Raw genomic sequence first — 25,919 nt, 5'->3', positions numbered from 1 at the left:
ATCAAACAAAATTTAGATTTAAGGTATGAGAATTCTCATAGCAAACCGCGGGGAAATAGCTGTAAGAATTATGCGAACCTGTAAAATGCTTGGATTTGAAACGATAGCTATTTATTCAGAAGTTGACAAAGACAAACCTTTTGTTGCAATGGCTGATTATGCAGAGTGCATCGGCGAGGCAAATCCAGCTGAAACATATCTTAACATGGAAAAGATAATAAAGGTAGCAAAAAGTCTAAAGGCGGATGCAATCCATCCCGGATATGGCTTCCTTTCTGAAAATGAAGAGTTTGCAAAACTTGTCAACGACAATGGCATAATTTTCATCGGACCATCTCCAGAGGCAATTAAAAAGATGGGCGATAAACTTGAAGCCAGAGAGATTGCAAAGAAAGTCGGCGTCCCAATAGTTCCGGGCTCTGAAAATCCAATATCAAATGTTGATGAAGCAATTGAAATAGCAAATGAAATTGGCTTCCCGATTTTAATTAAAGCAGCAGCCGGCGGTGGTGGAAAAGGTATGAGAATTGTGCATGAAGAAGAAGAACTTGAATCCGCAATAAGAGCAGCAAAAAATGAAGCTATGTTCGCCTTCGGTGACGATAGAGTTTACATCGAAAAATATGTTGAAGAGCCACACCATGTGGAAGTGCAAATCCTTGCAGATAAATTCGGGAATATCATCGCACTTGGAGAAAGGGAATGCTCGATTCAAAGAAGACATCAAAAAGTTATAGAGGAAACACCTTCACCAATTGTGACGCCAGAATTGAGGGAAAAACTCTTTGAGTCTGCTATAAAAATTGCAAAAGCGGTTAATTATGAAAATGCAGGAACAGTTGAATTTATAGTTGACAAAAATCGCAATTTCTACTTCCTTGAGATGAACACGCGACTCCAAGTCGAACACCCAGTTACCGAGATGGTGACGGGGATTGATATCGTAGCTGAACAGATAAAAATTGCGTTTGGGAACAAGTTAAGTTTCTCACAGGAAGATATAAAACCAAATGGTCACGCGATCGAATGCAGAATTTATGCTGAAGATCCATTTAACGATTTTCTCCCATCAACTGGAAAGATCACAGAAATTAAACAGCCAAGTGGTCCTTGGGTAAGGGTTGACGCTGGGATTGAACCCGGAAACGAAATAACCATTCACTATGACCCGATGATTTCAAAGATAATTGTTTGGGGGCGAGATAGAATTGAGGCGATTGATAGAATGAAAGCAGCATTAAGCGAGTATAAAATAAACGGCGTAAAAACGACGATACCATTTTGCTTGTGGGTTATGAAAAACGAATTTTTCCGAATGGGCAAGTATGATACTCATTTCATTAAAAATCACTTCAACCCATCCTATTTGAAAGACCTACCAGAAATATCAATTGATGGCATTCCCTCTTTGCCAATCGTTGCCGCTATCGCTTCGGGTATCCTAAGCTTGGAGCGAAAAACTCAAACAATGCAAGTTCTACGAACGAAAACCTTAAACTCAAGCAAAAGTGTAAACAGATGGAAATCCAAACGATATGAAAATTTCAGATGAGCAACTTACTTTATTTAAACTTTACAAAAACGCAAAACCCTTGGAAAAGATAAAAATTTACGCACGAATAATTTTCAATTTCCAACCAATAAAAAAACATCTCGATCCATATATACCAAACTCTGGCACTGTTCTCGATTATGGGTGTGGCTATGGAATTTTCGCAAATTATGTTAAGATGAAGAATGAAAAATTAAAAGTAATTGGTTTTGATATTTCAAAAACGAGAATAGATGAGGCAAGAAAAACATCAGATAAAACGGGAGTTGAATTCGTAGATAAACTAGACGATTTTAAATTTGATGATTTAAAGCTTGTGCTTCTTATCGATGTTCTTATTTTCCTAAAGTATGAGGAAAAAATTGAATTGCTAAAAAAGATCTATTCAGCGCTTACAACCGATGGGATTGTTTTTATAAAGGACACATTGAAATCAGATTCATTTAGATTCAAATACACATATTTTGAAGAAAGGTTGAAATTAAAGTTGAAAGTTTATGGAGACGGTCTTGCCCCGGAGTTAAACTACATCACCCCAAATGAGTTCGTCGAAATTTTAACCAAAACAGGATTTAAAATCGTTAACTTAATCCCCGAAAATCAGTTTATTTACCCCGGAATTTTCATCATCGCCCGAAAATAGAATAAGCTCTTTCAGAGAGAATTATTCCTGCAGAAACCGCAACATTTAACGATTCAGCTTTCCCAAATTTTCTTATCTTAACCACCGCGTCTGAAATTTTTAAAAATTCACTTTTAACCCCACGCGCTTCATTACCGAAGACAAACACAACCTTATCTTCATCTTCCAACTCACGAAAATCGATCTTACCAGAAGGAGCCGTCGAAAAAATCTTGAAACCAAGTTTTTTCAACTCAACAAGATAATTCTTTAGATCAATATTCTGCAGAAATGGGACATTGAAAACTGAGCCCATCGTGGCACGAAGCGTTTTTGGATTAAATACATCAACGCTCATATCTGAGACAAGAATGAGATCGGATTTGAACCAATCGCAAACCCTAAAGATCGTCCCAAGATTTCCGGGATCCGAAATTTCATCAAGTGCGACAACAGTTGCGTGCTCCTTCTGCTTAACATTTTTTACAACATCATCCCAACTATATTCAAACATTTTCGCAACAGCGATGATCCCTTGCGATGTCTCAACCTCGGAAACCTTTTCAAGTTCGTCCTCCCCTATCTCGTAAATTTCGATTTTCTTATTTTTCAAATAATTTAGAAACTCCTGAGATTGCTGATCCTTTAAAAATCTTTCCGAATACGCAACAAATGATACCTCAGCCCCAAATTTAATTGCATCTGCTATTAACCTTTCACCCTCAAGGATGAAAAGTCCAGTTTTATACCTGTATTTCTTATTTTTTAAAAGCTGAAGTTGTGAATATTTTCGCTTGCTTATTTTCATATCTCTCTATACTCTCCCCAAATTTCTCTTAAAGTATCTGAGATTTCTCCAATTGTGGCATAAGCCTCAACACATTCTATAATTGGTGGGATCAGGTTTTCACCAAGCAACGCACTTTCGCGCAATCTTTTAAGTGCCAACATAACCTTGCCATTATCTCTTTCTTTTCTTAATTTTTTCAACCTTTCGATTTGATTTTTAATAGCAGACTCGTTCAGCTTAAAAATTTCAATTTTTTGCTTTTCCTCGGTTTTAAATTCATTTACCCCAACAATTATTTTTTCCTTTCGTTCAATTTGCATTTGATATTCGTATGCGCTCTTTGCTATCTCGTTTTGAATATACCCTGCTTCAATTGCTTTTATAGCCCCACCCATCGCCTCAATCTTTTCAATATATTCCCAGACCCTTTTTTCAATCTCATCTGTCAAATACTCAACAAAATAGCTTCCAGCCAAAGGATCAATCGTATCAGTTACACCGCTCTCATATGCAATTATCTGTTGAGTTCTTAAAGCAAGCCTTGCTGATTCTTCAGTTGGGAGAGCAAGTGCTTCATCCTTTGAATTTGTATGTAGAGATTGACAACCTCCAAGGACAGCTGCAAGCGCTTGGATTGTCACGCGAACGATGTTATTTTCAATTTGCTGAGCCGTCAAGGTTGATCCACCAGTTTGTGCATGAAATCTAAGCTTCATCGCTTCCTCGTTTGTCACACCGAATTTCTCGCGCATAATTTTAGCCCAAATTCTACGAGCTGCTCTAAATTTGGCAATTTCCTCAAAGAAATTATTATGGGCATTGAAAAAGAATGAAAGTTGTTCTCCAAATTTATTTACATCGAGACCCGCCTTTATAGCAGATCTGACATATTCAATCGCGTTAGCAAATGTAAAAGCAAGCTCTTGAACCGCATTTGCACCTGCCTCACGAATATGATAACCGCTGATCGATATGACATTCCACTTCGGCAAATTTTCATTACACCATTGGAAGATATCAACAATCAATTTCATTGATTGTTGTGGCGGATAAATGTACGTCCCCCTTGCGATGTATTCTTTTAAAATATCGTTTTGAATCGTCCCAGAAATTTTCTTTAGATCTGCACCTTGCTTTTTTGCAACCGCAACATACATCGCAAGCAAAATTGCAGCGGTTGCATTTATAGTCATAGAAGTGGTGATTTTTTCAAGATTTATTCCGTCAAAAAGAATTTCCATATCCTGAAGTGAATCTATCGCAACGCCAACGCGCCCAACTTCTCCCTCCGCCATCGGATGATCTGAATCATATCCCATTTGAGTTGGGAGATCAAAGGCAACGGAAAGACCCATTTGTCCATGTTCGAGAAGATACTTAAATCTTTTGTTCGTCTCCTCAGCGGTTCCAAAACCCGCATATTGTCTCATAGTCCATATTCTTCCTCTATACATCGTTGGATAAATCCCGCGTGTATAAGGATACTCACCTGGAAATCCAAGTTTTGTGGCATAATCAAAACTTTCATCGGGAAGATAAATCCTTTCTATTTCAATTCCCGAATCAGTTTTAAAGCAATCCTTTCTCTCCTTAAATTTACCCGAATTCAAAAATTTATTTTCCCATTCTTTTTTTCATTTCTTTTAAATTTACAGCCATAATGCCCTCTCACCTTTGTTAAGGATTCTTATCTTTCAGCCACATTTGCTTTATATTTGTAGATTAAATTCAAAATAACGCTTCCAACTTTTTTGAGAGACTGCGGAGAACATTTATCAGGCGTATCTTCAGTCGTATGCCAGTATGGATAATCAAAGTCAATTATGTCAATTGTTCTTATCCCAGCCTCATTAAGCGGTATATGGTCATCGTAAACATCATACTTTACTTGATCCCTAAATTCCGAAATCTCAAGCTCTCGTGCGATTCCCCAAACGTATTCAACAACATCTGGCGCATATTCTACTGAATTTCTCTCTTTAAAAATTTGTAGATCCTTATCTCCAACCATGTCAAGCAAAATTCCAAATTGCGGTGAATAATTCACCGATTTATTTTTTGCAAAATATTTTGATCCTATGCAAAAATTGTCAAGATCTCCTGCTATTCCCAAATCTTCACCATCGAAGAAAACAATATCTATCCCAATCGGCGGTGGATTGTCCTTTAAAATTCTGGCAATTTCAAGCAATACAGCGACACCGCTTGCCCCATCATTAGCCCCTGGCACAGGTTGAATTCTCTTTGAAGGCTCTTTCTCTTCGTCCGCATACGGTCTTGAATCCCAATGAGCACACAACAATATCCTAAATCCCGATTTCAAATTAAATGATGCAATTATGTTTGAAAGTTTAAAAGTTTTCCCAAGATAATTATGTGTAAAATTTTGAACATTTACAGCATCCGCATACTTTGAAATTTCTGAGATAAGAAAATTTTTGCATTCCTCATGTGCCTTTGAATTTGGTACGCGGGGTCCGAAAGAGACTTGCTTTGTCAGATATTCAAAAGCTGAATTCTCATCAAAATCTGGAACGGATATGATGGCCTGGGGTTTAACTTCTTTTTGCTCTGTCTTCTTTTCAAAGTTGCAACTTAAAATAAAAATTAGCAAAATAAAAGGTAGAATTCTGTGCATTTTTAAGATGCTTTTAATTAGAATGCAATCTTAAATTAAGAAATCAACTCCCAAATGGCAAATTACAAAACTTTACACCACTGGGATGTAACGCCGGAAGAAGCCATAAAAATACAAAACAAGTTAAGAAGCTTAGTAAAAATTGAAGCTTTGCAAGGAGAAATTCGCTATATTGCCGGCGCAGATGTATCATTTGATAAAGGTTCAAACATAGTTTATGCCGGAGTCGTTGTTTTAAAATTTCCAGAACTTGAAGAAGTGGATCGCTCACTTTTGATAACGGAAGTGAATTTCCCATACATACCAGGGCTTTTGTCATTTCGAGAATCACCAGCCCTGATAAAAGCATGGGAAAAGATCAAAATTGAACCCGATGTTGTAATCATTGATGGTCAAGGGATTGCCCATCCGCGAAGATTCGGCATCGCTTCGCATTTTGGAGTGTTGATTGATAAACCAACCATCGGATGTGCGAAAAGCTTGCTTGTTGGGAAATATGAAGAACCTTCTCCCAAAGCTGGAAATTATTCTTATTTATATGATTCGGGAGAGATAATTGGGGCGGTTTTGAGGACGCGCGATGAAGTTCAACCTGTCTTTGTTTCAATCGGTCATAAAATTACGCTTGAAAGTTCAATAAAAATAGTTTTGTCAACAATTCGCGGTTATAGAATCCCGGAGCCAACACGCCAAGCCCACATACTTGTCAATGCACTTCGTCGTGGTGAAATAAAGCCAGGGACGAAAACGAAACCAGAACAAGATAGTTTATTTTCTTTCTAAATTACCTATCGCTACAAGTGGAGTAGCATCGGGTGGTAAACGGAACTAATTTTTTAATTGTCTTTGTTTTCAAATTCAAAAACAAAGCAGGAGGTTATCTATGCGTCGATTATTACACAATAAATTTTTCAATTCCAATTTGGTAGTTTATTTCATAATTTTGAGTTCCCTTCTATTCTATGCTTATTCATCGGGGGTTACGGGAAAAACGAGGAAAAATGGAAATGGCTGCACTTGCCATGGAAGCTCACCAACATCTTCCGTGGAGGTTTCGATTTCTGGACCAAATTTACTATCACCAGGACAAAAAGCTACTTATAGAGTTTCGATCAGCGGTGGACCGTTGGTCAGGGCTGGGGTAAACATAGCAGCAAGTTCAGGAACACTATCTCCAATAGGGTCGGATTTACAGAAAATTGGAGATGAATTAACTCACACATCTCCTAAAGCACCGGTAGGTGGCGTTGTAACTTTTGATTTTGAATTTACAGCACCAAATACCCCTGGACCAATTACTCTTTATGCGAATGGCAATTCAGTTAATTTCGATGGTTCAACTTCAGGTGACGCCTGGAATTTTGCTCCAGATTTTAGAATCGATGTTGTGACACTGGTTGAAAATAAAGAAAGTGAAATTCCAAGTAGATTCATGGTTTATCAAAACTACCCAAATCCATTTAATCCAACAACCCAGATAGCTTTCGATTTGCCTGAAAGTGGAAATGTTAGAGTTGAAATTTTTAACTCACTTGGTGAGAAGGTTGCTGTGCTTTATGATGGATTTATGGAGGCTGGATTTAGTAAAAGTGCAAGGTGGAATGCGGATGGGTTTTCAAGTGGGGTTTACTTTTATAAAGTTAGTTTGAATGATAGATATGTTGATGTAAAAAAGATGGTTTTGGTAAAGTGATTAGTTTTTGGTGCTTAATGTAGGGTGAGGGAAAAATTAATTTATTTTTTGATAAATGCGAGTTATTTTTTACATTTTGTTACTTATACACAATGTAAAGTTTAGAGATGAAAGTTATTCAACAAACCAAAAAAGGAACAAAAACAGGGAGATCTTAGCGATGGCTGAGACTTGGCTGGTCGCAGCGCTGTGGATGGGCTTAGCGTTGCTGGCGAGTTACCTGTCCATTCGCACTGCTATCTCAGTAGCAATGGTGGAAATTTTCGTTGGCGTATTGGCGGGCAATTTATTGCATTTGCAACCTACTAGCTGGGTCAACTTCCTTGCGGGGTTAGGTAGTGTGCTCCTAACCTTTCTGGCTGGAGCTGAAATTGAACCCGAAGCGCTCCGAAAACACTGGAAGCCCGCGTTGGCGATTGGCTTTGTCAGTTTCCTTGCGCCGTTTCTGGGTGCAATGGCGTTTGCAAAATTTGTATTGCACTGGTCGCCTGATGCTAGCAAAATCGCTGGTATTGCCTTATCCACAACTTCGGTCGCCGTTGTTTATGCCGTCATGGTGGAAACAGGCTTAAACAAAATGGACATTGGCAAGTTAATTTTGGCTGCATGTTTTGTAACGGACTTGGGCACAGTATTAGCATTGGGCATTCTGTTCGCTAACTATAACATATGGCTAGCACTGTTTATTGCCGCCATTGCTATTGCAATGGTAGTTTCCCCTAAAATAGTGAAAACTTTTTTGAGTCGCTTCGAGGGACATGTAAGCGAACCTGAAATCAAGTTGCTTTTACTGTTGATCTTTGCGCTCGGTGGGTTAGCAGCGAAAGCTAATAGTGAAGCTGTATTGCCCGCTTACTTGCTTGGTTTAGTTTGTGCGGGGGCATTCGCCCACCATCGCGAAACTATGCACCACATCCGTGTTACTACTTTCGCCTTGCTGACACCCTTCTATTTTCTAAAGGCAGGTGCATTAGTGCAGGCAACAGCGGTGTTCAAAAGCTTGGGGATTATTGCTTTGCTACTTATCGTAAAGATGATAACGAAGCTGATAGGCGTTTACCCATTGGCAAAAATTTTCCGTATGGATACTCGCACCGGAGCCTATACAACCCTGCTTATGTCCACAGGGCTCACTTTCGGAACGATCTCGGCGCTGTTTGGTTTGACGCGAGGCTACATTACACAAGAGCAATATTCAACTCTCGTGACGGTTGTCATCGGCAGCGCTATTATTCCAACCTTAATCGCCCAGAGTTTCTTTCGACCAAAAGTTACTGCTTTGAGCAGCGTGCAAGCAGAAGATGAAGCACTTGCAATCAATGAACATAAAGGAGGTAAATAACATGAACCAGCCGTTCAGGAAAATTCTGGTCGCCTACGATGGTTCGGAGCACGCCCGTAAGGCTTTAGATGTTGCCATTAAACTAGCAGTAGTGACGGGTGCGGAACTGCATAGCATCTCTGTTGAAGAGGACTTGCCTAAGTATGTGGCAACGGTTGGCGAATTTGAAGAAGTTAAGCGACAACGCGATGCTTACTTTGAACAATTGACTACTGAAGCACAAGAAATGGCATGGACATACGGCGTAAAACTACATACCCATGTTCAAGCAGGACATGAAGTGGAGACCATCGTTCGCTTCTGTCAAGATGGCGAATTTGATTTATTGGTGATTGGGTTCATGGGGCATAGTCGAATCTTTGAGCGAGTGTGGGGCAGCACCTCACAATCGCTGACACGTCTTGCACCATGTAGCGTTTTGGTAGTTAAATAATGAAACTTTGTCAATTAAATCCATCTTAAAACAATCAAACACATCGGCGTAATATCAAATGCCATTAAACACTAGTCAAAAGCGTTCTCTGACAGCAGTGTTGATGGAATTGGAAGAGGACCTATTACAACTTGAACAGTGGCTGAAAATGGACAAAATTAATATGGTTTTTCGTCAAATCTCTAACCCCTTTTCACCTAAACAGCGGACACAATTGCTGGAACTCATAACAACCGTCAAGGAACAATTACAGACCATGCGTGACACTTTCGGACTGCCGATAGAAACTGTTGATTTACGCTGGTTATTTTCCGTAAATTTGCTTCACTTTGAAACAACTTTAGAAGAGTCTTCCCCACGGCGGCTCAAATCTTTCGGGAAAATGGATGATGAAACAGCGGAAACCTTAACGCATCAACTGAACAAGTTAATCCAATACCTCACCGCCATTCGCCGCATCGCTCAGCTGGCAGAGAGTAAAAAGTAATGATTAAAGTTGATACCGTAAATATCTATTGCTAGCTTAGGTTGTTGAATACATCTTTTCTCTAATCTTTTAAATATTTTCTCATGACTTTAAGTGGGGGATTGAAATACCCATAAGCAAGATGTGGGAACCCCTCTTTTAAAAGTTTCATCACATTTTTAACTCCAAGCTTTTTAGTGGCTCCGTCAACTCCAACCATCTCGATATACCAATCGGGGTCAATGTTAAAGTTACGCCATTGTATCATCGATATATTCGTTTCTTTTATAAGCTTTCTTAACGCTTGATATTCCTCAACCCAGTCCGTCAACCCAGGTAAGACGAAATAGTTTATCGAAACCCAACAATTGAATTTTCTCGCTATCTTCATCGACTCAAGGACATCATCAAAAGAATAATTATTTGGTCGATAATATCTGTGATAAATCTCCGGTATTGCGCTGTTCATACTGACTCGAATGCTATCAAGACCTGCTTTACATAGTTCTTCAATTGCTTCAGGTTTACTTCCATTCGTATTTATGTTTATGACTCCCCTTTTAGTTCTCTTTCTTATCTCCCTTATAGCATCCCTTATCACTTCCCACACAAGCAAAGGTTCGCCTTCACACCCTTGACCAAAACTAACCACTGGATTTGGTGCTTTCTCAAGATGTGGCACCGCAACTTCAAGAATTTCATCAACTGTTGGAATAAATGTTAACCTATCCTGCGTGCTTGGAACACCATTTTCAGGGGGTTGATAAGATATACAACCAACGCAATTTGCATTGCATCCAGGCGAAGTTGGAATCGGGGCTTCCCATCTTCCAAGAAAATAATTCCTCGCAGCTGGACAAAGATAACGCAAGGCACAATTTTCACCCAAATGGCGAATTAAACGATTATCGGAGTGTTTCTTTAACTTTTTATGAACATTTTTAATAATCAAATCATGATTAAATTGATCACAATCCTGCCTTTTATCTGGATCGATCCTGACAGCTGGAACATAAAATTTTCCATCAAGCCATCCAACGGCAGTATATGCAAAAAGCGGAAGAATAGGAACACTATCCTTATCCCTCTCGTAAGCTGATAAGAAAAACTGAGTATATGCGGGTGCAAGAAAAGCAGCTACAGCAATACCATCTTTAAAAACAATTTTCCTCCCAGTTTTTCTATCAAATCCCACAGGTCTTCTTCCTGGAAGCTCAAATAGTTGGCTTCCTTCTGGGAGTTCAATTAAATCAGTGACATCTATCTTTACAAAGTCAACGCCTGTTCTTCCAGCCATTTCAATTTCAGGCACATCATAGATATTTCCCTTTCCATCACTATAAACAAGATTAGGAACTTTTCTCAGCCTCATGCTTGAAGTTCAAAGATTTGGAAACTTGGTTGGCGGAATCAATGTAAATAATACTTCAATGGATTTGGTTCAACCTTACATTCTTCAGCGATTAAAAGATTTGAAATTTTGCCTTTATCTCTAAGTTCAAACAATCGTGGCACAAGTTTATCCCTTAATTCAATAGGTGTAATCGGATTTATATAGATATTTGTTCCACCTTCAAATCCAGCAGGAATACTTATCCTCCATTTAATTAAAACATGCCACGGCATTTTGTAAACAGAATCGAAAGGTGTGTAATACCACTCTTCATTACACGGGATTTGATTCCCCATCGCTGCGTGAATTGCATGAACAAGGTCGCTCATATCACGAAGCTCCTTTTCGTCCAATTCAAATGGCCTTCCTGCTTTTGATTTTGAATAAATAGCAATAGTTGGGAAACGATGTCCAAATCCAGCAAACGCAACAGCATTTTCATTTTCCGCAAAAACTAAGTTATGATATCCAGCAAAATTCACAGCATATTCATTATAAACATTTGGGTTTTCCCTGACCATGGCTATCTGCCTTTCTATGGTTGCTCCCCAATCATCAAGACCAACAAGCTGTTTATGTAAATGATCAAATGAAGCTCCAGCTGGCCTCAACCAATTTTGAAAAACAGCGATGTAACGAACATAGCGATTTGAGTTCATTATATCAACCATCGCATCAATTGTAAATTTGAAATACTGATAATGCTCTTCCTGAGTTAATTCTCCCGATGAACACAAATCACTTGTCCATTTCGCATTGTCTATGAAATGTCTTCTTGCAATTATTAATTCGTGGCATCCACCAAAAAAGCTATCCGCCATCGCAAGTTTTTCATCGGTTGAGATTGAGTTTATTTCATCAGGCGTCTTCCCCATCATGCGCAATTTATAGTTTATCAGTTCAAGCACATGTTTCATTCCAGCAGGATTTTCCAGATATGCCTTTTTCCATTCCTCTTTCTCTTTCACGAATCTATATTCGTAATTCTTTCTCCAGTAGTCAAGCGTCACAATTTCAAACAAATTACCAACCCTTCTAAATTCTGCAACGCTCTCAAAGTACTTGTCCGGGGGGAGATAATCAATTCGTTTATAACTTCCATCGGGCAATTTTATTAATCTCGATTTTTCAGGCGGAACCTCGTAATATCTTTTTTGACAAAATGAACAATAATCCTCAGGATGATGAACTTCAAGTGGTTTCGCAGTCTCTGGAACTTCGTTTGTAATCGGCTTATTATTTCTGCCTGGAACAGACCAAACCTCGCTTTCCGTGAATGGATTAATCTGCTTTACCGTTCCATCCGGCATTATCAAATAAAGCGGTTTCATAAGCAAAGCAAAATTAATTATAAATCGAGCGATTAATAATAACACATAAAATCAAAAAAATCAAACCAAAATTTTACTTAATCAATTGGCTCATTACCTATACCACGCCTTTTCATCAATCGTTCAATTTCATCTATTGTTTTCGGTGCATCGGAAGAAAGGACAACGCACCCAGTTTCAGTGACAAGAACATCATCCTCGATTCGAACACCGATATTCCAATATTTAGGATCACACTCTGAACCAGCAGGTATATAAATTCCAGGCTCAACAGTTATAACCATCCCTGGCTCAAGGTTACCAGGTATCCCAATATCGTGGACATCAAGCCCAAGATGGTGCGTAACACCATGCATGAAGTATTTATTTACTTCATTCTTACTTTTTATAATCCCAAGCTTTAACAAACCATCCGCAATGATCTCAGACGCTTTAAGCTGGAGCTCGACGAAACTTACTCCAGGCCGAACTAATCTAATTGTTTCCTCTTGTGCTTTAAGCACTATCTCGTAAATCTCCCTCTGTTCAGGAGAAAATTTTCCGTTTGCGGGAATCGTCCTTGTGATATCAGCACAATAATTATGATATTCAGCACCGATATCAATTACGATCAAATCACCATCATTAATTCTTTTTCTGTTTGAAGTGTAATGAAGTATAACGGAATTTTCGCCAGAGCCAATAATTGACGGGAAGGCTGGATATTCAGCGCCCAATTTTGTAAACACATATTCAACTATAGCCTGAATTTCATATTCATACATCCCAGGTTCGCATGACATCATAGCTTGACGATGAGCCTTCGCAGTTATATCAATCGCTTTTTTTATCAATCTTATTTCTTCATCTTTCTTCTTCATCCTCATTTTTGCAAGAATTGGGGTTGGATCAGAAAATTGTAATCTGCCTCGTTGGGAATTCACAATTGATTCAATTGTTTCAACTACGTCTTTTAAACTTCCTTTGTAGCAATCCGTCGGGTATGGAAAATAAATTGTCTTAGCCCTTGTGCTAAAAATTATCGCACGAATCACACTCTTAAACTCCTCGATTGGTAAAGCAAGTTGAATTCCCAACTTTTCCATAGCTCCTTTAGTTCCAAGTGTTTTCCCAGTCCACACTTCCCGAAGTGAATCTCTCTCTTTCAAGAACAAAACTTCACGAATTTTTAAATCTGATTTGATAGTGTCAAGCGTAATATCATAATACTTTCCAGTTGCTCTCCCTGCAACTTTTAAAATAGATGGAGCAAACCCAGCTGGTGCAAGAACGAGCACGGCGTCGGGTTCCTCAAGTCCTGTCAAATAGTAAAAATTATTATCTTGCTTGAACCTGTATTCAACATCGTTTGAACGAGTTTTCAAGGAATTCGAATAAAAAATTGCAACCGCTTCATTACCGATCTGTTTCATCAATTCTTCCCTGTTTGCCTTGAAAAAAGAAGGCGGAAGCAAATCATCTTGCGAAAAAGAGAAAGAAAAAATGAATAAAGTTAAAAGTAAAATTTTCAAAGCTTTCACTTTTGTCGCCCCATTTTATTTTGAACTTTTAACCACATACTTGTTTAAAAACTCTCACAAAGTTACCTCCGAGAATTTTCTTCACATCCTCAATTGAATAACCTCTTTCAAGAAGTTTCTTGGTTATATTTGGAAGAAATGTGACATCATCCATTTCAAGTGGAGTTACACTTATACCATCGAAATCAGAACCAAGCCCAACATGTTCAACCCCAACAAGCTTTGCTATGTAATCAATATGGTCAATTAAAACATCAAGCGGTGGACGAAGTTCATCGGCTATTCTCATCATCAACTGACGCCTCGCCCTTCGATATTCTTGTGGATTATGTTCATACAAGATCCTTATCGAATCAAACTGTGTTTTGTATTTCTCCTCAAGTTGCTTACGCTTCGTGTTAAATGCTGAATCAATATATTCAGCGTAAAAATTAACAAATATAACTCCGCCAGTTTGTGCTATTGCTTTGATTTGTTCATCTTTTAAGTTTCGGTAGTGTGGACAAAGATTATAGACACTCGAGTGCGAAGCTATAACTGGCTTTTTCGTCACCTTTATCACATCCCAAAATGCTTGCTCACCAAGATGTGAGACATCGACCAGCATCCCCAGTTCATTCATTTTCTCTACAACTTTTTTACCAAATTCGCTTAAACCTTTAACTTTCAACTTCTCTGGATTCGTCGTCTCGTCAAAAGCAGAACTTGCCCAATCAACGCTATTGTTCCAAGTTAAACCTAAATATCTTACACCCCGCTTGTAAAGTCGCTCAAGATTTTCAATGCTATTTTCAATTGCATGTCCTCCTTCAACTCCGATTACAGCACAAATTTTACCTTCGCTTAATGCTTTCTCAAGCTCGGATGAATTCCTGACAACAGCAATTTTATCAGGATTTCTACTTGCAATTGAATATAAAGTATCAATCATTTGATTCGCTCTTTTAAACGGATTCTTCTCAAATGCAACTGGATCGACCCAAACTGCAAAAACTTGGATATCAACACCACCTTTTTTCAGCCTCACTAAATCACTATGCCCACGCTTAGTTTCAAGACTTATATCTTCCCCGTCCATTGCCCTCAAAAGAACATCATTGTGTGTATCTGCAACAATGGCATCATAGTGAAGTTTTAGATAATCGATTTTCTCTCCCACTGGATTCTCTTTTTGAGCACAAGCGAATGAAAACAAAGTTAAAATGACGAAAATGAACCTGCGAATCATACTTTAACCGAGCTTCTGTTTTTAAATTATGCCTTTAAAATCAAAATTTTCGAGATAATAAACTACTCTTTCAAGAAACCTTCCTCCAAGAGCACCATCGATAATTCTATGATCAAATGACAAAGTTAAAAATGCAATTGAACGAATCGCAATGTAATCCTCACCATCTTTCGTTATGACGACAGGCCGTTTCTTGACTGCACCAACGCCAAGTATCGCAACTTGCGGTTGATTTATTATCGGAGTTCCGATGATATTCCCAAAGACGCCATAATTTGTTATGCTAAATGTCCCACCTTGGATGTCATCAGGGGTTAATTTTTTATTTCTCGCTCTTATAACGATATCGTTTATCGCTCGTGCAAGCCCAATAAAGTTTTTCTCATCAGCATTCTTCACAACTGGAACTATCAAGCCATAGTCCGTCGCAACTGCAATCCCAATGTTAATGTATTTTTTGATGATTATCTTATCACCCTCAACACTGCTATTTATCATCGGAAACTCTTTTAAAGCCTTTATAACAGCATCAACAACAAACGGGGTTAAAGTTAATTTAAATCCTTCCCTCTTTTGAAACTCGTCTGCGTTCTTATTAATGAAATTCATAATTTCCGTCATATCGCATTCTGAAATTGCAGCGACATGCGGCGATGTTCTAACACTTCTAACCATATGCTCTGCCATCGCTTTTATCACACGGCTCATCTCAACTATTTCCACCCTCCCTTCAGGATAAACTTCTGGTTTAACTAAAGGCTCCTCTACCTTCTCAAAAATTTCAACAGCTGGAACAGATGGTTTAACTTCAACTTTCCTCTTCTTTGACTCGATGTAGTTTAAAATATCGTTTTTAGTTAACCTTCCACCGTGACCTGTTCCAGGAATTTTTTCAAGTTCTTCAATTGATATTCCTTCACGCTTAGCGATTTCCCTGACAACAGGAGAATAAAATCTTTTCGTCCTTGATGGTAAAGTCTCGGGAACAAACTCCTCAAAATGTTTCACACTTTCCTTTTCCTCACTAATTGCCCTAACTTCCACTTTCTCTTCCTTCTTTGCTTCAACCTCAAACTCAGCTTTTGAAATTTCTGTTTCTATATACGCAATCACAGTTCCAACAGATACCGTTTCATTTTCCTTGTATAAAATCTCAGTTAAAATTCCAGTTGCTGGGGATGGAATTTCAGTATCAACTTTATCAGTGCTTATCTCAAGCAAAATCTCATCCTTTTGAACCCTGTCCCCAGGTTTTTTATGCCATTTTAGAATTGTCCCTTCCTGTAAACTTTCCCCCATTTTTGGCATTATAACTTCAACCCTCATAGATTCGCTCCAAAATTTGTTTGATATTTCACCTAAAGTTTCAGTATCTTATTAACTCATCGAGCGCTTTAACAATCCATTCTGTCTGCGGCAATGCAGCCTCCTCAAGCGTCGGAGCATAAGGAATTCCAGGGATGTCAAGCCCAGCCACTCTTTTTATCGGTGCGTCAAGATATTCAAACGCTTCGCTGGCGATTATCGCTGAAATTTCAGCGCCGAACCCAGCAGTTAAAGTATCCTCATGAACGATCAAAACCCTGCTTGTTTTTCTCACTGAATTTAAAATTGTTTCTTTATCCAACGGATTTATCGTTCTTATATCAATCACTTCAATCTCAACACCATACTTTTGCTCAATAATTTTAACTGCCTCGAGCGATTTATAAACCATCAAACCCCAAGTGATAATGGTTGCATCCTTGCCTGGCTTTTTCACTTGAGCTTTCCCAAATGGAAGAAGATAATTTTCATCTGGTTCTGGTGCCATCGCTTGGGGAGAACGATAAAGTGCTTTATGCTCAAGAAAAAGGACAGGATCTTCAATTCTGCAAGCTGTTTTTAAAAGCCCTTTTGCATCGGCTGCATTTGACGGATAAGCGATAAAAATTCCAGGTAAATGTGCAAAAAATCCTTCTATGTTTTGACTATGGTAATGCCCTCCATGAATATAACCTCCAACTGGAACTCTTATAACAACGGGAGCTGACCAATTTCCATTTGATCTATATCTAAAAGGTGCAAGTTCATCTCGTATTTGCATCATCGCAGGCCAGATGTAATCACCAAATTGAATTTCAACAACTGGCTTATAACCTTTAACAGCAAGCCCTATTGCTGTCCCAACGATACTTGCTTCCGCAAGTGGTGAGTTAAACGCCCTATCCTTTCCAAACTTCACAGTTAATCCTTTCGTTGCCGTGAAAACTCCACCTTTCGGATCAGCAATATCTTCACCATAGACAAGCATCTTCGGATTTAATTCCATTTCCTCATGCAAAGCGTGGTTTATCGCATCAACCATAACTATTGGTTTTCCAGATGGAACTGTAGATTCATAATTTAGTTGTCTTGTTTTCTCAGGCGCATAAACATGCAGCATGACGGTTTCAGGGCTTGCGTATGGCTTTTGCTCGGCTTTTTCGATTGCCTTTTCAATTTCATTATCAATCTCCGAATAAAATTTTTCAATTTCATTTTTGGTTAAAATTCCTCTCTCTATTAAAAGATTTTCCATTTTCAAGATTGGATCGTTCAACCGTTCAAATTCAAGTTCTTCTGGCTTTCTATATTTTCTATGATCATCGGATGAAGAATGTGGAACTAATCTTACAACATTTGCAACTATCATCGTTGGACCAAGCCCCGCACGAGCTCTTTCAACCGCTTTTTTCACAGTTTGATAACTTTGAATAAAATCAGTTCCATCAATTTCATAAACATCAAGTCCGTAAAAGCCCTGCCCTATCTTTGCGACTGATGCTCCCGCTGTTTGTTCATATATTGGAACAGAGATAGCATATTTATTATTTTGAATGACAAAAATGACAGGCAATTTATCTTTACTCGCCCAGTTTAACGCCTCGTGAAATTCACCTTCACTCGTTGAACCATCACCACCTGAAACATAAACAACTTCGTCAGTTCCATCCCTTACACAACCCATCGCAGTCCCAACTGCTTGAAGATATTGGGTTCCCGTTGGGCTTGATTGCGTTATAATTCTTAATTCTTTTTTTCCGAAATGAGCTGGCATTTGTCTTCCACCTGTGGCGGGACATTCAGCCCTACCTAAAACACTATAAAAAAGTTCTTCAAGCGTGACACCAAGTTGATAAACAAACGCCCAATCCCTATAGTAGGGATAAAACCAATCGTATCCTGGACGAAAGTTCATTGCACTTGCCACCTGTATAGCTTCGTGCCCCGATACACCTATATGAAAGAAAGCCTTCCCCTGTTTAAGTAGTGTCATCGCCTTGTTATCTATCTGCCTTGCGACATACATTGATTTTAACGCCTGAATAAAAACTTCTGGTTTTAACTCTATAACTTTTGCCTCAACCTCAGTTTCAGAGCTCAAATGTTTGCCCAAATTTTTTGGCATGGCAAATTGCTCATTATGTTTTTAATTTTTTCATCTAATATCTCTTCAAGTTCAACATCAAAAACAGCTTCGAATTTCTTTTTTAAATTCACCTTAACATCAACAATATCAACACCAAACCCAAGTATTTTTTCCATTGATGTCATGCTCACATCTTTTAAACCACAGGGAAAGATAAAGTCGAAAAACTTTAAATCAGTATTTACATTTAAAGCAAACCCATGCATGGTAACCCAATGGCTTACTTTAATTCCAATTGAAGCAACCTTTTCATCTCCAACCCAAACGCCAGTTAAACCATCCTTTCTTTCAGCTTTTATCCCAAAATCATCCAAGGTTAAAATTATAACTTCCTCAATTTTTCTTAAATAGGTGTGAACATCAATTCTCAATTCATTAAGATTAAAAATCGGATACCCGACAATTTGTCCAGGTCCATGATATGTGATCTTTCCACCACGATCAATTTTGAAAATCTTTACCCCAAGATCCTTTAGAAAAAATTCGCTAACCCTTAAATCCTTTTCATTTCCAGCTTTGCCAATTGTGTAAACATGTTCATGTTCGGTAAGAATTAAAATATCATTTATCTCCCCACTTACTCTCATCTTGTGAAGTTTGTTCTGAAGGCTCCAAACTTTTTCATAGTCCGAAGGTCCAGGAATATCTATAAAAATAGCCTTCAAATTCTCTGTGCCTTTATTTTTAAACTTTAGTTAAAAGTTAAAAAACCGCCCTTACAAAACAAAATTTAGATTAAATCAAAAGTTCGTGGCATTTTTGCTGGCACAAAAGTGTTCGCAGTTTTTACTTGACTATAATAGCTTAATTTCATAACTTTAAAACGAAAATTAAACCGCAACAACTTTCGAAAATAAATTCTAAGAAAAATTTGGAAAGCATATCTGCGGTAATTGTATTTGCCTTGATCTTCGTGGTTGTAGCGTATTTCTTTGTTAATATAACTCAAAAATCGAGAAAACTTTTACCTGAATTTATAAATGGTAAACCAAGTGTTGTTTTTTTCTGGCTCGACAATCAAACATGCAGAGCAATGAGTTCAATAGTTGATAAGATAAAAAATGATTTCAATGGTAGTGTCAAAGTTTTGACTTTCAATGTAGTTAAAAATTATGAAATGGCTGAAAATTATCTCGTTTTTGATATCCCACTCATAATTTTATTCGATAAAGAAGGTAACCAAGTTATTAGAATCACAAAACCAAATGAATATCCAAAACTTGAGGCAAAATTAAAAGAAATAATTTAATCAAGAGGTGAACTATAATGAGAATTGGCATCTTAACTGGGGGTGGGGATTGTCCAGGATTAAACGCCGCTATAAGAGCTGTTGTTCGTAAAGCTCTTGCTTCTGGACATGAAATTGTTGGAATAAGAAATGGATGGAAAGGCTTAATGAGCCTTGATACTTTTCCGCTCGACCTCAACAATATCTCTGGGATTCTCCCCCGAGGTGGAACTATACTTGGAACATCAAGAACAAACCCATATAAACATCCAGATGGGGAGAAAAAAATACTTGAAAATCTTGAGAATGGAAAAATAGATGTAATTGTTGCAATTGGTGGTGAAGATACGCTCAGCGTTGCGTATAAACTTCATAAAGCTGGCGTAAATGTTGTGGGCATACCTAAAACAATCGACAACGATGTTCGCGGAACTGATTATTCAATAGGTTTTGATACAGCTGTCAATATTGCAATGGAAGCAATTGACAGAGTGCATACAACAGCAGAAAGCCATAACCGCGTTGCGGTTGTTGAAGTTATGGGTCGTCATACTGGTTGGATAGCGCTGTATTCTGGACTTGCAGGTGGGGCTGATGTAATTTTGATACCCGAGAAACCATTTGACATTGATCAAGTGTGTAAAATAATTGAAAAAAGACATGCCCGCGGGAAAAATTTCAGCATAGTCGTTGTGGCTGAAGGTGCAAAATTTAAGGTTGAAGAACAAGTGGACAAAGATGGGACACTTATCGTTCAGGATTTAAGAGTTGATGAGTTCGGGCATGTTCGACTTGGTGGGATTGGAAATCTCGTCGCGGACCAAATCGAAAAAAGAACAGGAATGGAAGCAAGAGCAACAATCCTTGGACATATACAGCGAGGTGGCTCCCCAACAGCGTTTGATAGAATCCTTGCAACAAGATTCGGTGTCAAGGCGGTTGAACTTATAAATGAACGAAAATTTGGTGTGATGACGGCGCTCCAAGGAAGCGACATTGTCGAAGTTGAGCTTTACGAAGTCGTTGGCGGTTTAAAGACCGTAAATCCAGAACTATTTGAAATAGCTGAAGTCTTCTTCGGATAACCACTAAAAATTTTTTAGCATAAACTGTGCTCTTTGACCCCTTTGTTTAAGGGGGCGAGTAAAATGTTATTTCCAAAATTAAGAGAAATCATACAATGGCAATAGATATAGTTCTGGTTAATCCCCTCTTCATTGAGAAAGATCCCGTTGAGAAAAAAATTATGACTCCGTATTTCCCACTTGGATTAATGTATCTTGCCTCAGTTCTAAGGGATAATGGTTATGAAGTCGAATTATTCGATTGCACTTTTAGAAAAGATTTTGACGAATTTGAAGATTATATGCGAAATAAAAAGCCAAAACTTGTCGGGATCACATCTTTGATAACAATACGAAGAAATGCCATCATAATTGCAGATATAGCTCATAGATACGGCGCAAAAGTTATCATCGGAGGTCCCGACCCAACAGCTTTACCGGAGCGATATCTTCTTTACAAGGGAACAAACAACACTTTCCCAGTTGATGCTGTCGTATTTGATGAAGGTGAAATTACGATGTTAGAACTTGCAAATTTCTATCTTGAAAAAGGTGATCGCCCGGATAATATCAGAGAAATTGCTGGTTTGAGAATAAGAGACGAAAATGGGCGCATAATTTCAACAGGGCATAGGGAACTTATCAAAGACCTTGACGCAATTCCATTCCCTGCAAGGGACTTAGTTGATATGGATGATTACAGAAGAGCTTGGAAAAAGGCACACGGATACTGGTCGCTCACCATCATAAACAGCAGGGGTTGCCCATACCACTGCTCATGGTGTCAAAAGGCGGTTTTCGGGAGAAAATATAGAATCCGAACCCCTGAGAACTCCGCCGATGAAATGAAACATATAAAAGAAATTTATTCCCCAGATTTTATCCGCGTGGTTGACGATATAACGGGAGTTCAAAAAAACTGGGTTTTGAGATGGAGCGAGGAAGTTTTAAATAGGAACGCTATTATACCTTTTGAATGCCTTACGCGAGTAAATCTTGTTTCTGAAGATATGTTAAAAGCATTGAAAGATATGGGTTGCAAAAAAATTTATCTCGGTGTGGAATCAGGCTCTCAAAAAGTTCTCGACGCAATGGAGAAAGGAATAACAATACAACAGATATACAAGGCATCTGAACTTTGCAAAAAATTCGGAATAAAAACATATTTCTTCATGATGGTAGGTTATCCAGGCGAAGATATTGATGACTTAAAACTAACCGCTAAACTTCTAAGGGAAACATTGCCTGATGAATTCAGCACAACTATTGCTTATCCCCTGCCAGGGACAAAATTTTATGAACAAGTTCGCGATAGATTAATGTTTGACTCACAAGAATGGATGCTTGATTGGGATTACACCGCTGAAAATAAACTCCTGTTCAAGCGTGAAAAATATAACACAACATTTTATCGGTGGGTTGTAAGATGGCTCAACAGGGAATGGAAAGATGCGTGGTTCAAAGCTGGAAAGGAAGCAAATCTTCTTGAAAAATTCAGAAATAAAGTTGAACTTATCCTTTCAAAGGCAATTGTTAATCTACTTGCAAAAGTTTCAAATTCAAATGTAATCCAGTTTCAGCCAGCCGAGGGAAGATGAAAAAGGAATTTGTAAAACATAGATTCTTCTGGGATTTATACGCTCCTATTTACGATGAAAATAGAAAACATGAAGAATACCTGCGGAACACAAATTTAAACATTTTAAAAACATATTTTCATCCAGGTCAAACCCTGATTGAAATTGGTTGTGGCACTGGAATTGAAGCCGAAGAGATGATAAAACACGGTTGTAAAGTTATCCTCACAGATGTATCATTTGAAATGCTCAAAGTTGCTAGGACAAAAGTTGGCTCAAATGCACAATTGATAAACCTACCAGCTGAATATATTGATTCGTTTAAAACTAAATTTGATGGCGCATATTCTTCTTTTGGAGTTTTAAACTGCATTACAGATGTATCTTCTTTTTTCCAAAAGCTTCATTCCATCCTTAAACCAGGTTCGCTTTTCGTCGCCTCATTTATAAATCGCTGGTATTGGGGAGATTTCATCTTTTTCCCGCTGGGGATAACCAACTACCTAAAGAAACGATTAAAGGGATGGGGATACATCACACTTGATGGAAAAGAGTATAATGTAATCGCAAGGTTCTACTCATTGAATGATATCAAGAAGTTCTCCAAAGATTATTTTACCATAAAGAAAATTTACGCCTTACCTTTTTTGCTCCCACCTGCTTATTTAAAACCTCAAGAGCGATTACCCAAGGGGTTCTTCAAACTACTTCAAAAAATTGAAAATTTAATCAATCCCTACTTCCCATTTAATTATCTTGCCGAAAGAATCATTGTTATATTCCAAAGATCATGAAAAATGAAATTAAGCTTAACATAAACTTCCCCATAACTGCAAGCCCCGTTGCTCACGATATAAACGAAGATGGCGAAGACGAACTAATTATAACAGCAGATAAAATTTACATCTTTGATTTAAAATCCACTGATAAACCCATCCTTACTCTTGAACCTCAGAAACCTTGTGCTTCCACACCAGCTATATTCAAAAATAAAATTTTAATCGCTGGCTCCGATGATGATAACCTTTACTTTTTTAACCTTAACGATGTAAAACGCTCCTTCAAATTTAAAACTCACGGCGATGTTTTTAGCTCCCCGATTATCACCGATATTGACTCTGATGGATTTTCAGAAGTGATATTCGGTTCAGATGATGGTAGAATTTACATAATTAAGTTAAGTGAAAACGGGGAAATTTTAAATGTGAACTATTTCCAAACGGATGGGTTTGTCTCTTCTTCCCCTGCTTTATTTCCAAACGGTGATGGTTCTTTTGATATTGTGATTGGCTCATGGGATGAAAACCTTTACAGGATTGATGGTAAAAATTTCAAATGCGAATGGAAAACAAATTTAAATCACATAATCTGGTCATCCCCCCTTGTCTGTGATTTAAATGCGGATGGAAAACCCGAAATTGTATCGCTCTCAAACTCTGTTAACTTGTTGAATGAAGACGGAATGAACATCCAACCATTCCCCATCAAGTTGAAAAGTTTCACAGTGTCCTCACCCGCAATATGTGATATCGATAACGATGCTAACTTAGAATTTATAGTTTGCGCAGATTCAATATATGTTTTCACAGCTGATGGCTTAAAAAATTTTGCTAAAGACATAAAAACCATCTTTTGGGCATCTCCGATCATCGCTGATATAAATGGGAATGAAAAGCAAGAAATAATTGCCTGTGATTATTTTGGGAACTTATGGATTTCTTCAGAAGGGGTTAATTTTAAAAAGAAAATTGCTTCATCAATCGTGTCATCACCAATTGCAACAGATATCGATGGAGATGGACTCATTGAAATAATTATATGCACCATGGATGGAGACATTTGGATTTTGCCCACCAAAGGGCAAAAATCTGAATGGAATAATTTTAGAGGTAATGACAAAATCGGCTTCCTCAATAAAAAACTTATACCTAATAAAAAATTTCACACAAGCGAGAACTTACCAAAACTGGAAACTAATGTTGTTGAAGTTCAAGAAAACAAAATTGAAGAACCCGTCAAAAACTTTAAAATTGTAAAAGAGAAAAAAGGGAGAATAAAATTATGGGAGTTGAAGCTTGAGCTGAACATATCTGGATTAAAAAAGGGTATAATGTATTTTGAAAAAGATGGAAAGTGGTTCCCATCGCCACTATTTGGCGATGGCGAGAAATTCGTCGGGCGATTTCCCCCATTAAGAAAATTCTCGCTTGTAAGATATTTTCTCATACTTGAAACCTGGCAAGGTCAATCCATTAGAGTTCCGAAGAAGGGATTTAAATTTTTCATATTTGTTTAATTCACTCACTTATATAAACCATTTGCGTAAATATATTCTTCAACTTCAGATGGGACAAGATATCTTATTGATTTCCCAGCCCTTACCCTTTCCCTTATTGCCGATGCTGAAATATCTATGTTTGGTATTGTAATGAATTTCGCAAAGGGTGAAAATTTAGATTCTGGGATTACATAACCATAGCGATTGAAAACAAGAAGATGAACCTTTTTCACAATCTCATCCGGATCCCTCCACGTGTGAAATTCCTCAAATTGATCAGCCCCAATTAAAAGATAAAAATCATACTTGGGAAATTTCTCAACAAGATAACTTACAGTTTCAACTGTATATGAAATTCCACCCCGTTTTATCTCGATATCAGAAACTTCAAAAAAGGGATTACCCTTTATTGCAATTTTAACCATCTCAAATCTGTGCTGAGAGCTTGCCATTTGAGAAAGGTATTCTGGACTTTGCTTGTGTGGTGGACTTGCGCAAGGAATGAAAATGATTTTATCAAGGTTTGCCTCCTCCCTTATAAACTCAGCAACTATCAAATGCCCGATGTGCGGTGGATTAAATGTACCACCAAAAATTCCAACTCTCATTTAATCAAGCACTGTTATTTTTCTTTTCTTTAAAAGATTTAAAATGGCTGACCTTGTTCTTTTAAACTCATCACCTTTCCCCATATTTATCACAGCCCCAAAAACACTCTTTAAGGACTCAACGTTCTTTGCGTAATCAATTCGCCTCAAAGGGACATAAAGAACATCAAGCTCGCTTGCAAATTTTAACACATTAATCTCATCGTTTTCATCTTCCAACCTTGATACAAATCTTTCATGCAACTTTTTAAGCCCAATAAGCTTGTTTGGATTATCTCTGTAAACCGAAGTAACTATGACATCATACTTATGCGTCATAACTTGATAAGCGTTGTTTATCCAAGGCACCGGATAAATAAAACTTGCGATTTCAAGCAAAACGACAAACTTGCGTTCATCTTTGAATGCCCTTGAGATGCTTTCAAAATAACGATTTACATTGTCCTCAACAACCGAAACTTTAACACGAAGCGGGAAAACTTGAATTAAAAGATCACAAGTCTCATAATCTGGAAAATAAACATAAACATTTGTGTTTCTGCTCTTTTGAACATAATAATCGCAGGTATCATGAAGGATTGCCTTGTAGATTTCCAGCTTTTCATCAAAAGTGAAACTATCGTCAACTTTTAAATCGCTCAATTTCGCCGGAAAAATTATCAAGGCTTTCTCCGTTTGAAACATGGCAAGGGTTTACTTTATTTT

Annotated in this window: 24 protein-coding genes; 12 read left to right on the top strand and 12 right to left on the bottom strand. The window is 37.9% G+C overall.

Annotated elements, in window-relative coordinates:
* Window positions 1-25 precede the first annotated feature (25 nt).
* Together accC and AWW78_RS02585 are read left to right on the top strand one after the other, a co-directional pair.
* Entirely contained in the window at window positions 26-1,552 is a 1,527-nt protein-coding gene (gene accC / locus AWW78_RS02590) for an acetyl-CoA carboxylase biotin carboxylase subunit (protein ID WP_047134069.1), read from the top strand.
* Complete coding sequence (locus tag AWW78_RS02585; RefSeq protein WP_047134068.1) at window positions 1,536-2,195, top strand: class I SAM-dependent methyltransferase; 660 nt, start codon at window positions 1,536-1,538, stop codon at window positions 2,193-2,195. The genes accC and AWW78_RS02585 overlap by 17 nt, the downstream gene beginning before the upstream one ends.
* Here the strand turns inward: AWW78_RS02585 and AWW78_RS02580 are convergent.
* The 3 genes from AWW78_RS02580 to AWW78_RS02570 all read right to left on the bottom strand — a co-directional run bounded on the left by AWW78_RS02580 (window position 2,179) and on the right by AWW78_RS02570 (window position 5,602).
* Window positions 2,179-2,982 carry a TrmH family RNA methyltransferase gene (locus AWW78_RS02580; RefSeq protein ID WP_047134067.1) on the bottom strand — a complete coding sequence of 268 codons (804 nt, stop codon included), beginning with the start codon at window positions 2,980-2,982 and terminating at the stop codon, window positions 2,179-2,181. The two genes, AWW78_RS02585 and AWW78_RS02580, sit on opposite strands and share 17 nt — an antisense overlap.
* Window positions 2,979-4,574, bottom strand: a complete 1,596-nt coding sequence (locus tag AWW78_RS02575; RefSeq protein ID WP_075426060.1) for an acyl-CoA mutase large subunit family protein — start codon at window positions 4,572-4,574, stop codon at window positions 2,979-2,981. Before AWW78_RS02575 ends, AWW78_RS02580 begins: the two co-directional genes overlap by 4 nt.
* A gap of 77 nt (window positions 4,575-4,651) precedes the next feature.
* Entirely contained in the window at window positions 4,652-5,602 is a 951-nt protein-coding gene (locus AWW78_RS02570) for a M28 family peptidase (protein ID WP_047134066.1), read from the bottom strand.
* A 54-nt stretch (window positions 5,603-5,656) separates the two neighbouring features.
* Between AWW78_RS02570 and nfi the strand changes: the two genes are divergently transcribed.
* The 5 genes from nfi to AWW78_RS02545 all read left to right on the top strand — a co-directional run bounded on the left by nfi (window position 5,657) and on the right by AWW78_RS02545 (window position 9,557).
* Window positions 5,657-6,385: an endonuclease V gene (nfi, locus tag AWW78_RS02565; RefSeq protein ID WP_047134065.1), complete on the top strand. Its 729-nt coding sequence runs from the start codon at window positions 5,657-5,659 to the stop codon at window positions 6,383-6,385.
* 100 nt (window positions 6,386-6,485) lie between these two features.
* Entirely contained in the window at window positions 6,486-7,295 is an 810-nt protein-coding gene (locus tag AWW78_RS02560) for a choice-of-anchor V domain-containing protein (RefSeq protein ID WP_075426059.1), read from the top strand.
* A 160-nt stretch (window positions 7,296-7,455) separates the two neighbouring features.
* Complete coding sequence (locus AWW78_RS02555; RefSeq protein ID WP_047134081.1) at window positions 7,456-8,637, top strand: cation:proton antiporter; 1,182 nt, start codon at window positions 7,456-7,458, stop codon at window positions 8,635-8,637.
* A 1-nt stretch (window position 8,638) separates the two neighbouring features.
* Window positions 8,639-9,070 (top strand): universal stress protein, encoded by a 432-nt coding sequence (locus AWW78_RS02550; protein ID WP_047134080.1) that lies wholly within the window; start codon window positions 8,639-8,641, stop codon window positions 9,068-9,070.
* Window positions 9,071-9,128: 58 nt separating this feature from the next.
* Window positions 9,129-9,557, top strand: a complete 429-nt coding sequence (locus AWW78_RS02545) for a hypothetical protein (RefSeq protein WP_047134064.1) — start codon at window positions 9,129-9,131, stop codon at window positions 9,555-9,557.
* Window positions 9,558-9,618: 61 nt separating this feature from the next.
* On the opposite strand, the gene AWW78_RS02540 is transcribed toward AWW78_RS02545, so the two are convergent.
* From AWW78_RS02540 to lipB, 7 genes are all read right to left on the bottom strand, one after another.
* Window positions 9,619-10,908, bottom strand: a complete 1,290-nt coding sequence (locus AWW78_RS02540) for a radical SAM family protein (protein ID WP_047134063.1) — start codon at window positions 10,906-10,908, stop codon at window positions 9,619-9,621.
* A 38-nt stretch (window positions 10,909-10,946) separates the two neighbouring features.
* Window positions 10,947-12,260 (bottom strand): DUF4921 family protein, encoded by a 1,314-nt coding sequence (locus tag AWW78_RS02535; protein ID WP_047134079.1) that lies wholly within the window; start codon window positions 12,258-12,260, stop codon window positions 10,947-10,949.
* A 77-nt stretch (window positions 12,261-12,337) separates the two neighbouring features.
* Window positions 12,338-13,780, bottom strand: coding sequence for an aminopeptidase P N-terminal domain-containing protein (locus tag AWW78_RS02530; protein WP_047134062.1), 1,443 nt, complete (start codon window positions 13,778-13,780; stop codon window positions 12,338-12,340).
* A 28-nt stretch (window positions 13,781-13,808) separates the two neighbouring features.
* Window positions 13,809-15,008: a dipeptidase gene (locus tag AWW78_RS02525; RefSeq protein WP_075426058.1), complete on the bottom strand. Its 1,200-nt coding sequence runs from the start codon at window positions 15,006-15,008 to the stop codon at window positions 13,809-13,811.
* A 21-nt stretch (window positions 15,009-15,029) separates the two neighbouring features.
* Window positions 15,030-16,334, bottom strand: a complete 1,305-nt coding sequence (locus AWW78_RS02520) for a dihydrolipoamide acetyltransferase family protein (RefSeq protein ID WP_047134061.1) — start codon at window positions 16,332-16,334, stop codon at window positions 15,030-15,032.
* Between the two features lie 40 nt (window positions 16,335-16,374).
* Complete coding sequence (locus tag AWW78_RS02515) at window positions 16,375-18,438, bottom strand: alpha-ketoacid dehydrogenase subunit alpha/beta (RefSeq protein ID WP_047134060.1); 2,064 nt, start codon at window positions 18,436-18,438, stop codon at window positions 16,375-16,377.
* Window positions 18,411-19,124 carry a lipoyl(octanoyl) transferase LipB gene (lipB, locus tag AWW78_RS02510; protein ID WP_047134059.1) on the bottom strand — a complete coding sequence of 238 codons (714 nt, stop codon included), beginning with the start codon at window positions 19,122-19,124 and terminating at the stop codon, window positions 18,411-18,413. The genes AWW78_RS02515 and lipB overlap by 28 nt, the downstream gene beginning before the upstream one ends.
* A 206-nt stretch (window positions 19,125-19,330) precedes the next feature.
* Here lipB and AWW78_RS02505 point away from each other — a divergent pair, with 206 nt between their 5' ends.
* The 5 genes from AWW78_RS02505 (at window position 19,331) to AWW78_RS02485 (ending at window position 24,624) form a co-directional block, all read left to right on the top strand.
* Window positions 19,331-19,708 carry a thioredoxin family protein gene (locus AWW78_RS02505; protein WP_047134058.1) on the top strand — a complete coding sequence of 126 codons (378 nt, stop codon included), beginning with the start codon at window positions 19,331-19,333 and terminating at the stop codon, window positions 19,706-19,708.
* 17 nt (window positions 19,709-19,725) lie between these two features.
* Window positions 19,726-20,772, top strand: coding sequence for a 6-phosphofructokinase (locus AWW78_RS02500; RefSeq protein WP_047134057.1), 1,047 nt, complete (start codon window positions 19,726-19,728; stop codon window positions 20,770-20,772).
* Between the two features lie 95 nt (window positions 20,773-20,867).
* Window positions 20,868-22,349, top strand: coding sequence for a B12-binding domain-containing radical SAM protein (locus AWW78_RS02495; RefSeq protein ID WP_047134056.1), 1,482 nt, complete (start codon window positions 20,868-20,870; stop codon window positions 22,347-22,349).
* On the top strand, window positions 22,346-23,122 hold the full coding sequence (locus AWW78_RS02490) for a class I SAM-dependent methyltransferase (RefSeq protein ID WP_047134055.1): 777 nt from the start codon (window positions 22,346-22,348) through the stop codon (window positions 23,120-23,122). The genes AWW78_RS02495 and AWW78_RS02490 overlap by 4 nt, the downstream gene beginning before the upstream one ends.
* Window positions 23,119-24,624, top strand: a complete 1,506-nt coding sequence (locus AWW78_RS02485) for a hypothetical protein (protein WP_047134054.1) — start codon at window positions 23,119-23,121, stop codon at window positions 24,622-24,624. The genes AWW78_RS02490 and AWW78_RS02485 overlap by 4 nt, the downstream gene beginning before the upstream one ends.
* Before the next feature lie 5 nt (window positions 24,625-24,629).
* Here the strand turns inward: AWW78_RS02485 and nadD are convergent, their stop codons facing one another.
* On the bottom strand, window positions 24,630-25,214 hold the full coding sequence (gene nadD, locus AWW78_RS02480) for a nicotinate (nicotinamide) nucleotide adenylyltransferase (RefSeq protein ID WP_047134053.1): 585 nt from the start codon (window positions 25,212-25,214) through the stop codon (window positions 24,630-24,632).
* A complete protein-coding gene (locus tag AWW78_RS10675; protein ID WP_047134052.1) occupies window positions 25,215-25,898 on the bottom strand; it encodes a hypothetical protein in 684 nt (227 codons plus the stop codon).
* Between the last annotated feature and the right edge of the window lie 21 nt (window positions 25,899-25,919).

Source organism: Candidatus Kryptonium thompsonii (assembly GCF_001535985.1).
Lineage (GTDB): Bacteria > Bacteroidota > Ignavibacteria > Kryptoniales > Kryptoniaceae > Kryptonium > Kryptonium thompsonii.
Note: the sequence above shows the minus strand (reverse complement) of the source record. Positions and strands in the feature narration are given on the sequence as shown.

Coding starts and splice junctions, on each gene's coding strand:
- accC (WP_047134069.1), top strand. CDS start 26: ATGAGAATTCTCATAGCAAACCGCGGGGAAATAGCTGTAAGAATTATG.
- AWW78_RS02585 (WP_047134068.1), top strand. CDS start 1,536: ATGAAAATTTCAGATGAGCAACTTACTTTATTTAAACTTTACAAAAAC.
- AWW78_RS02580 (WP_047134067.1), bottom strand. CDS start 2,982: ATGAAAATAAGCAAGCGAAAATATTCACAACTTCAGCTTTTAAAAAAT.
- AWW78_RS02570 (WP_047134066.1), bottom strand. CDS start 5,602: ATGCACAGAATTCTACCTTTTATTTTGCTAATTTTTATTTTAAGTTGC.
- nfi (WP_047134065.1), top strand. CDS start 5,657: ATGGCAAATTACAAAACTTTACACCACTGGGATGTAACGCCGGAAGAA.
- AWW78_RS02560 (WP_075426059.1), top strand. CDS start 6,486: ATGCGTCGATTATTACACAATAAATTTTTCAATTCCAATTTGGTAGTT.
- AWW78_RS02555 (WP_047134081.1), top strand. CDS start 7,456: ATGGCTGAGACTTGGCTGGTCGCAGCGCTGTGGATGGGCTTAGCGTTG.
- AWW78_RS02550 (WP_047134080.1), top strand. CDS start 8,639: ATGAACCAGCCGTTCAGGAAAATTCTGGTCGCCTACGATGGTTCGGAG.
- AWW78_RS02545 (WP_047134064.1), top strand. CDS start 9,129: ATGCCATTAAACACTAGTCAAAAGCGTTCTCTGACAGCAGTGTTGATG.
- AWW78_RS02540 (WP_047134063.1), bottom strand. CDS start 10,908: ATGAGGCTGAGAAAAGTTCCTAATCTTGTTTATAGTGATGGAAAGGGA.
- AWW78_RS02535 (WP_047134079.1), bottom strand. CDS start 12,260: ATGAAACCGCTTTATTTGATAATGCCGGATGGAACGGTAAAGCAGATT.
- AWW78_RS02525 (WP_075426058.1), bottom strand. CDS start 15,008: ATGATTCGCAGGTTCATTTTCGTCATTTTAACTTTGTTTTCATTCGCT.
- AWW78_RS02520 (WP_047134061.1), bottom strand. CDS start 16,334: ATGAGGGTTGAAGTTATAATGCCAAAAATGGGGGAAAGTTTACAGGAA.
- AWW78_RS02515 (WP_047134060.1), bottom strand. CDS start 18,438: ATGCCAAAAAATTTGGGCAAACATTTGAGCTCTGAAACTGAGGTTGAG.
- AWW78_RS02500 (WP_047134057.1), top strand. CDS start 19,726: ATGAGAATTGGCATCTTAACTGGGGGTGGGGATTGTCCAGGATTAAAC.
- AWW78_RS02495 (WP_047134056.1), top strand. CDS start 20,868: ATGGCAATAGATATAGTTCTGGTTAATCCCCTCTTCATTGAGAAAGAT.
- AWW78_RS02490 (WP_047134055.1), top strand. CDS start 22,346: ATGAAAAAGGAATTTGTAAAACATAGATTCTTCTGGGATTTATACGCT.
- AWW78_RS02485 (WP_047134054.1), top strand. CDS start 23,119: ATGAAAAATGAAATTAAGCTTAACATAAACTTCCCCATAACTGCAAGC.
- nadD (WP_047134053.1), bottom strand. CDS start 25,214: ATGAGAGTTGGAATTTTTGGTGGTACATTTAATCCACCGCACATCGGG.
- AWW78_RS10675 (WP_047134052.1), bottom strand. CDS start 25,898: ATGTTTCAAACGGAGAAAGCCTTGATAATTTTTCCGGCGAAATTGAGC.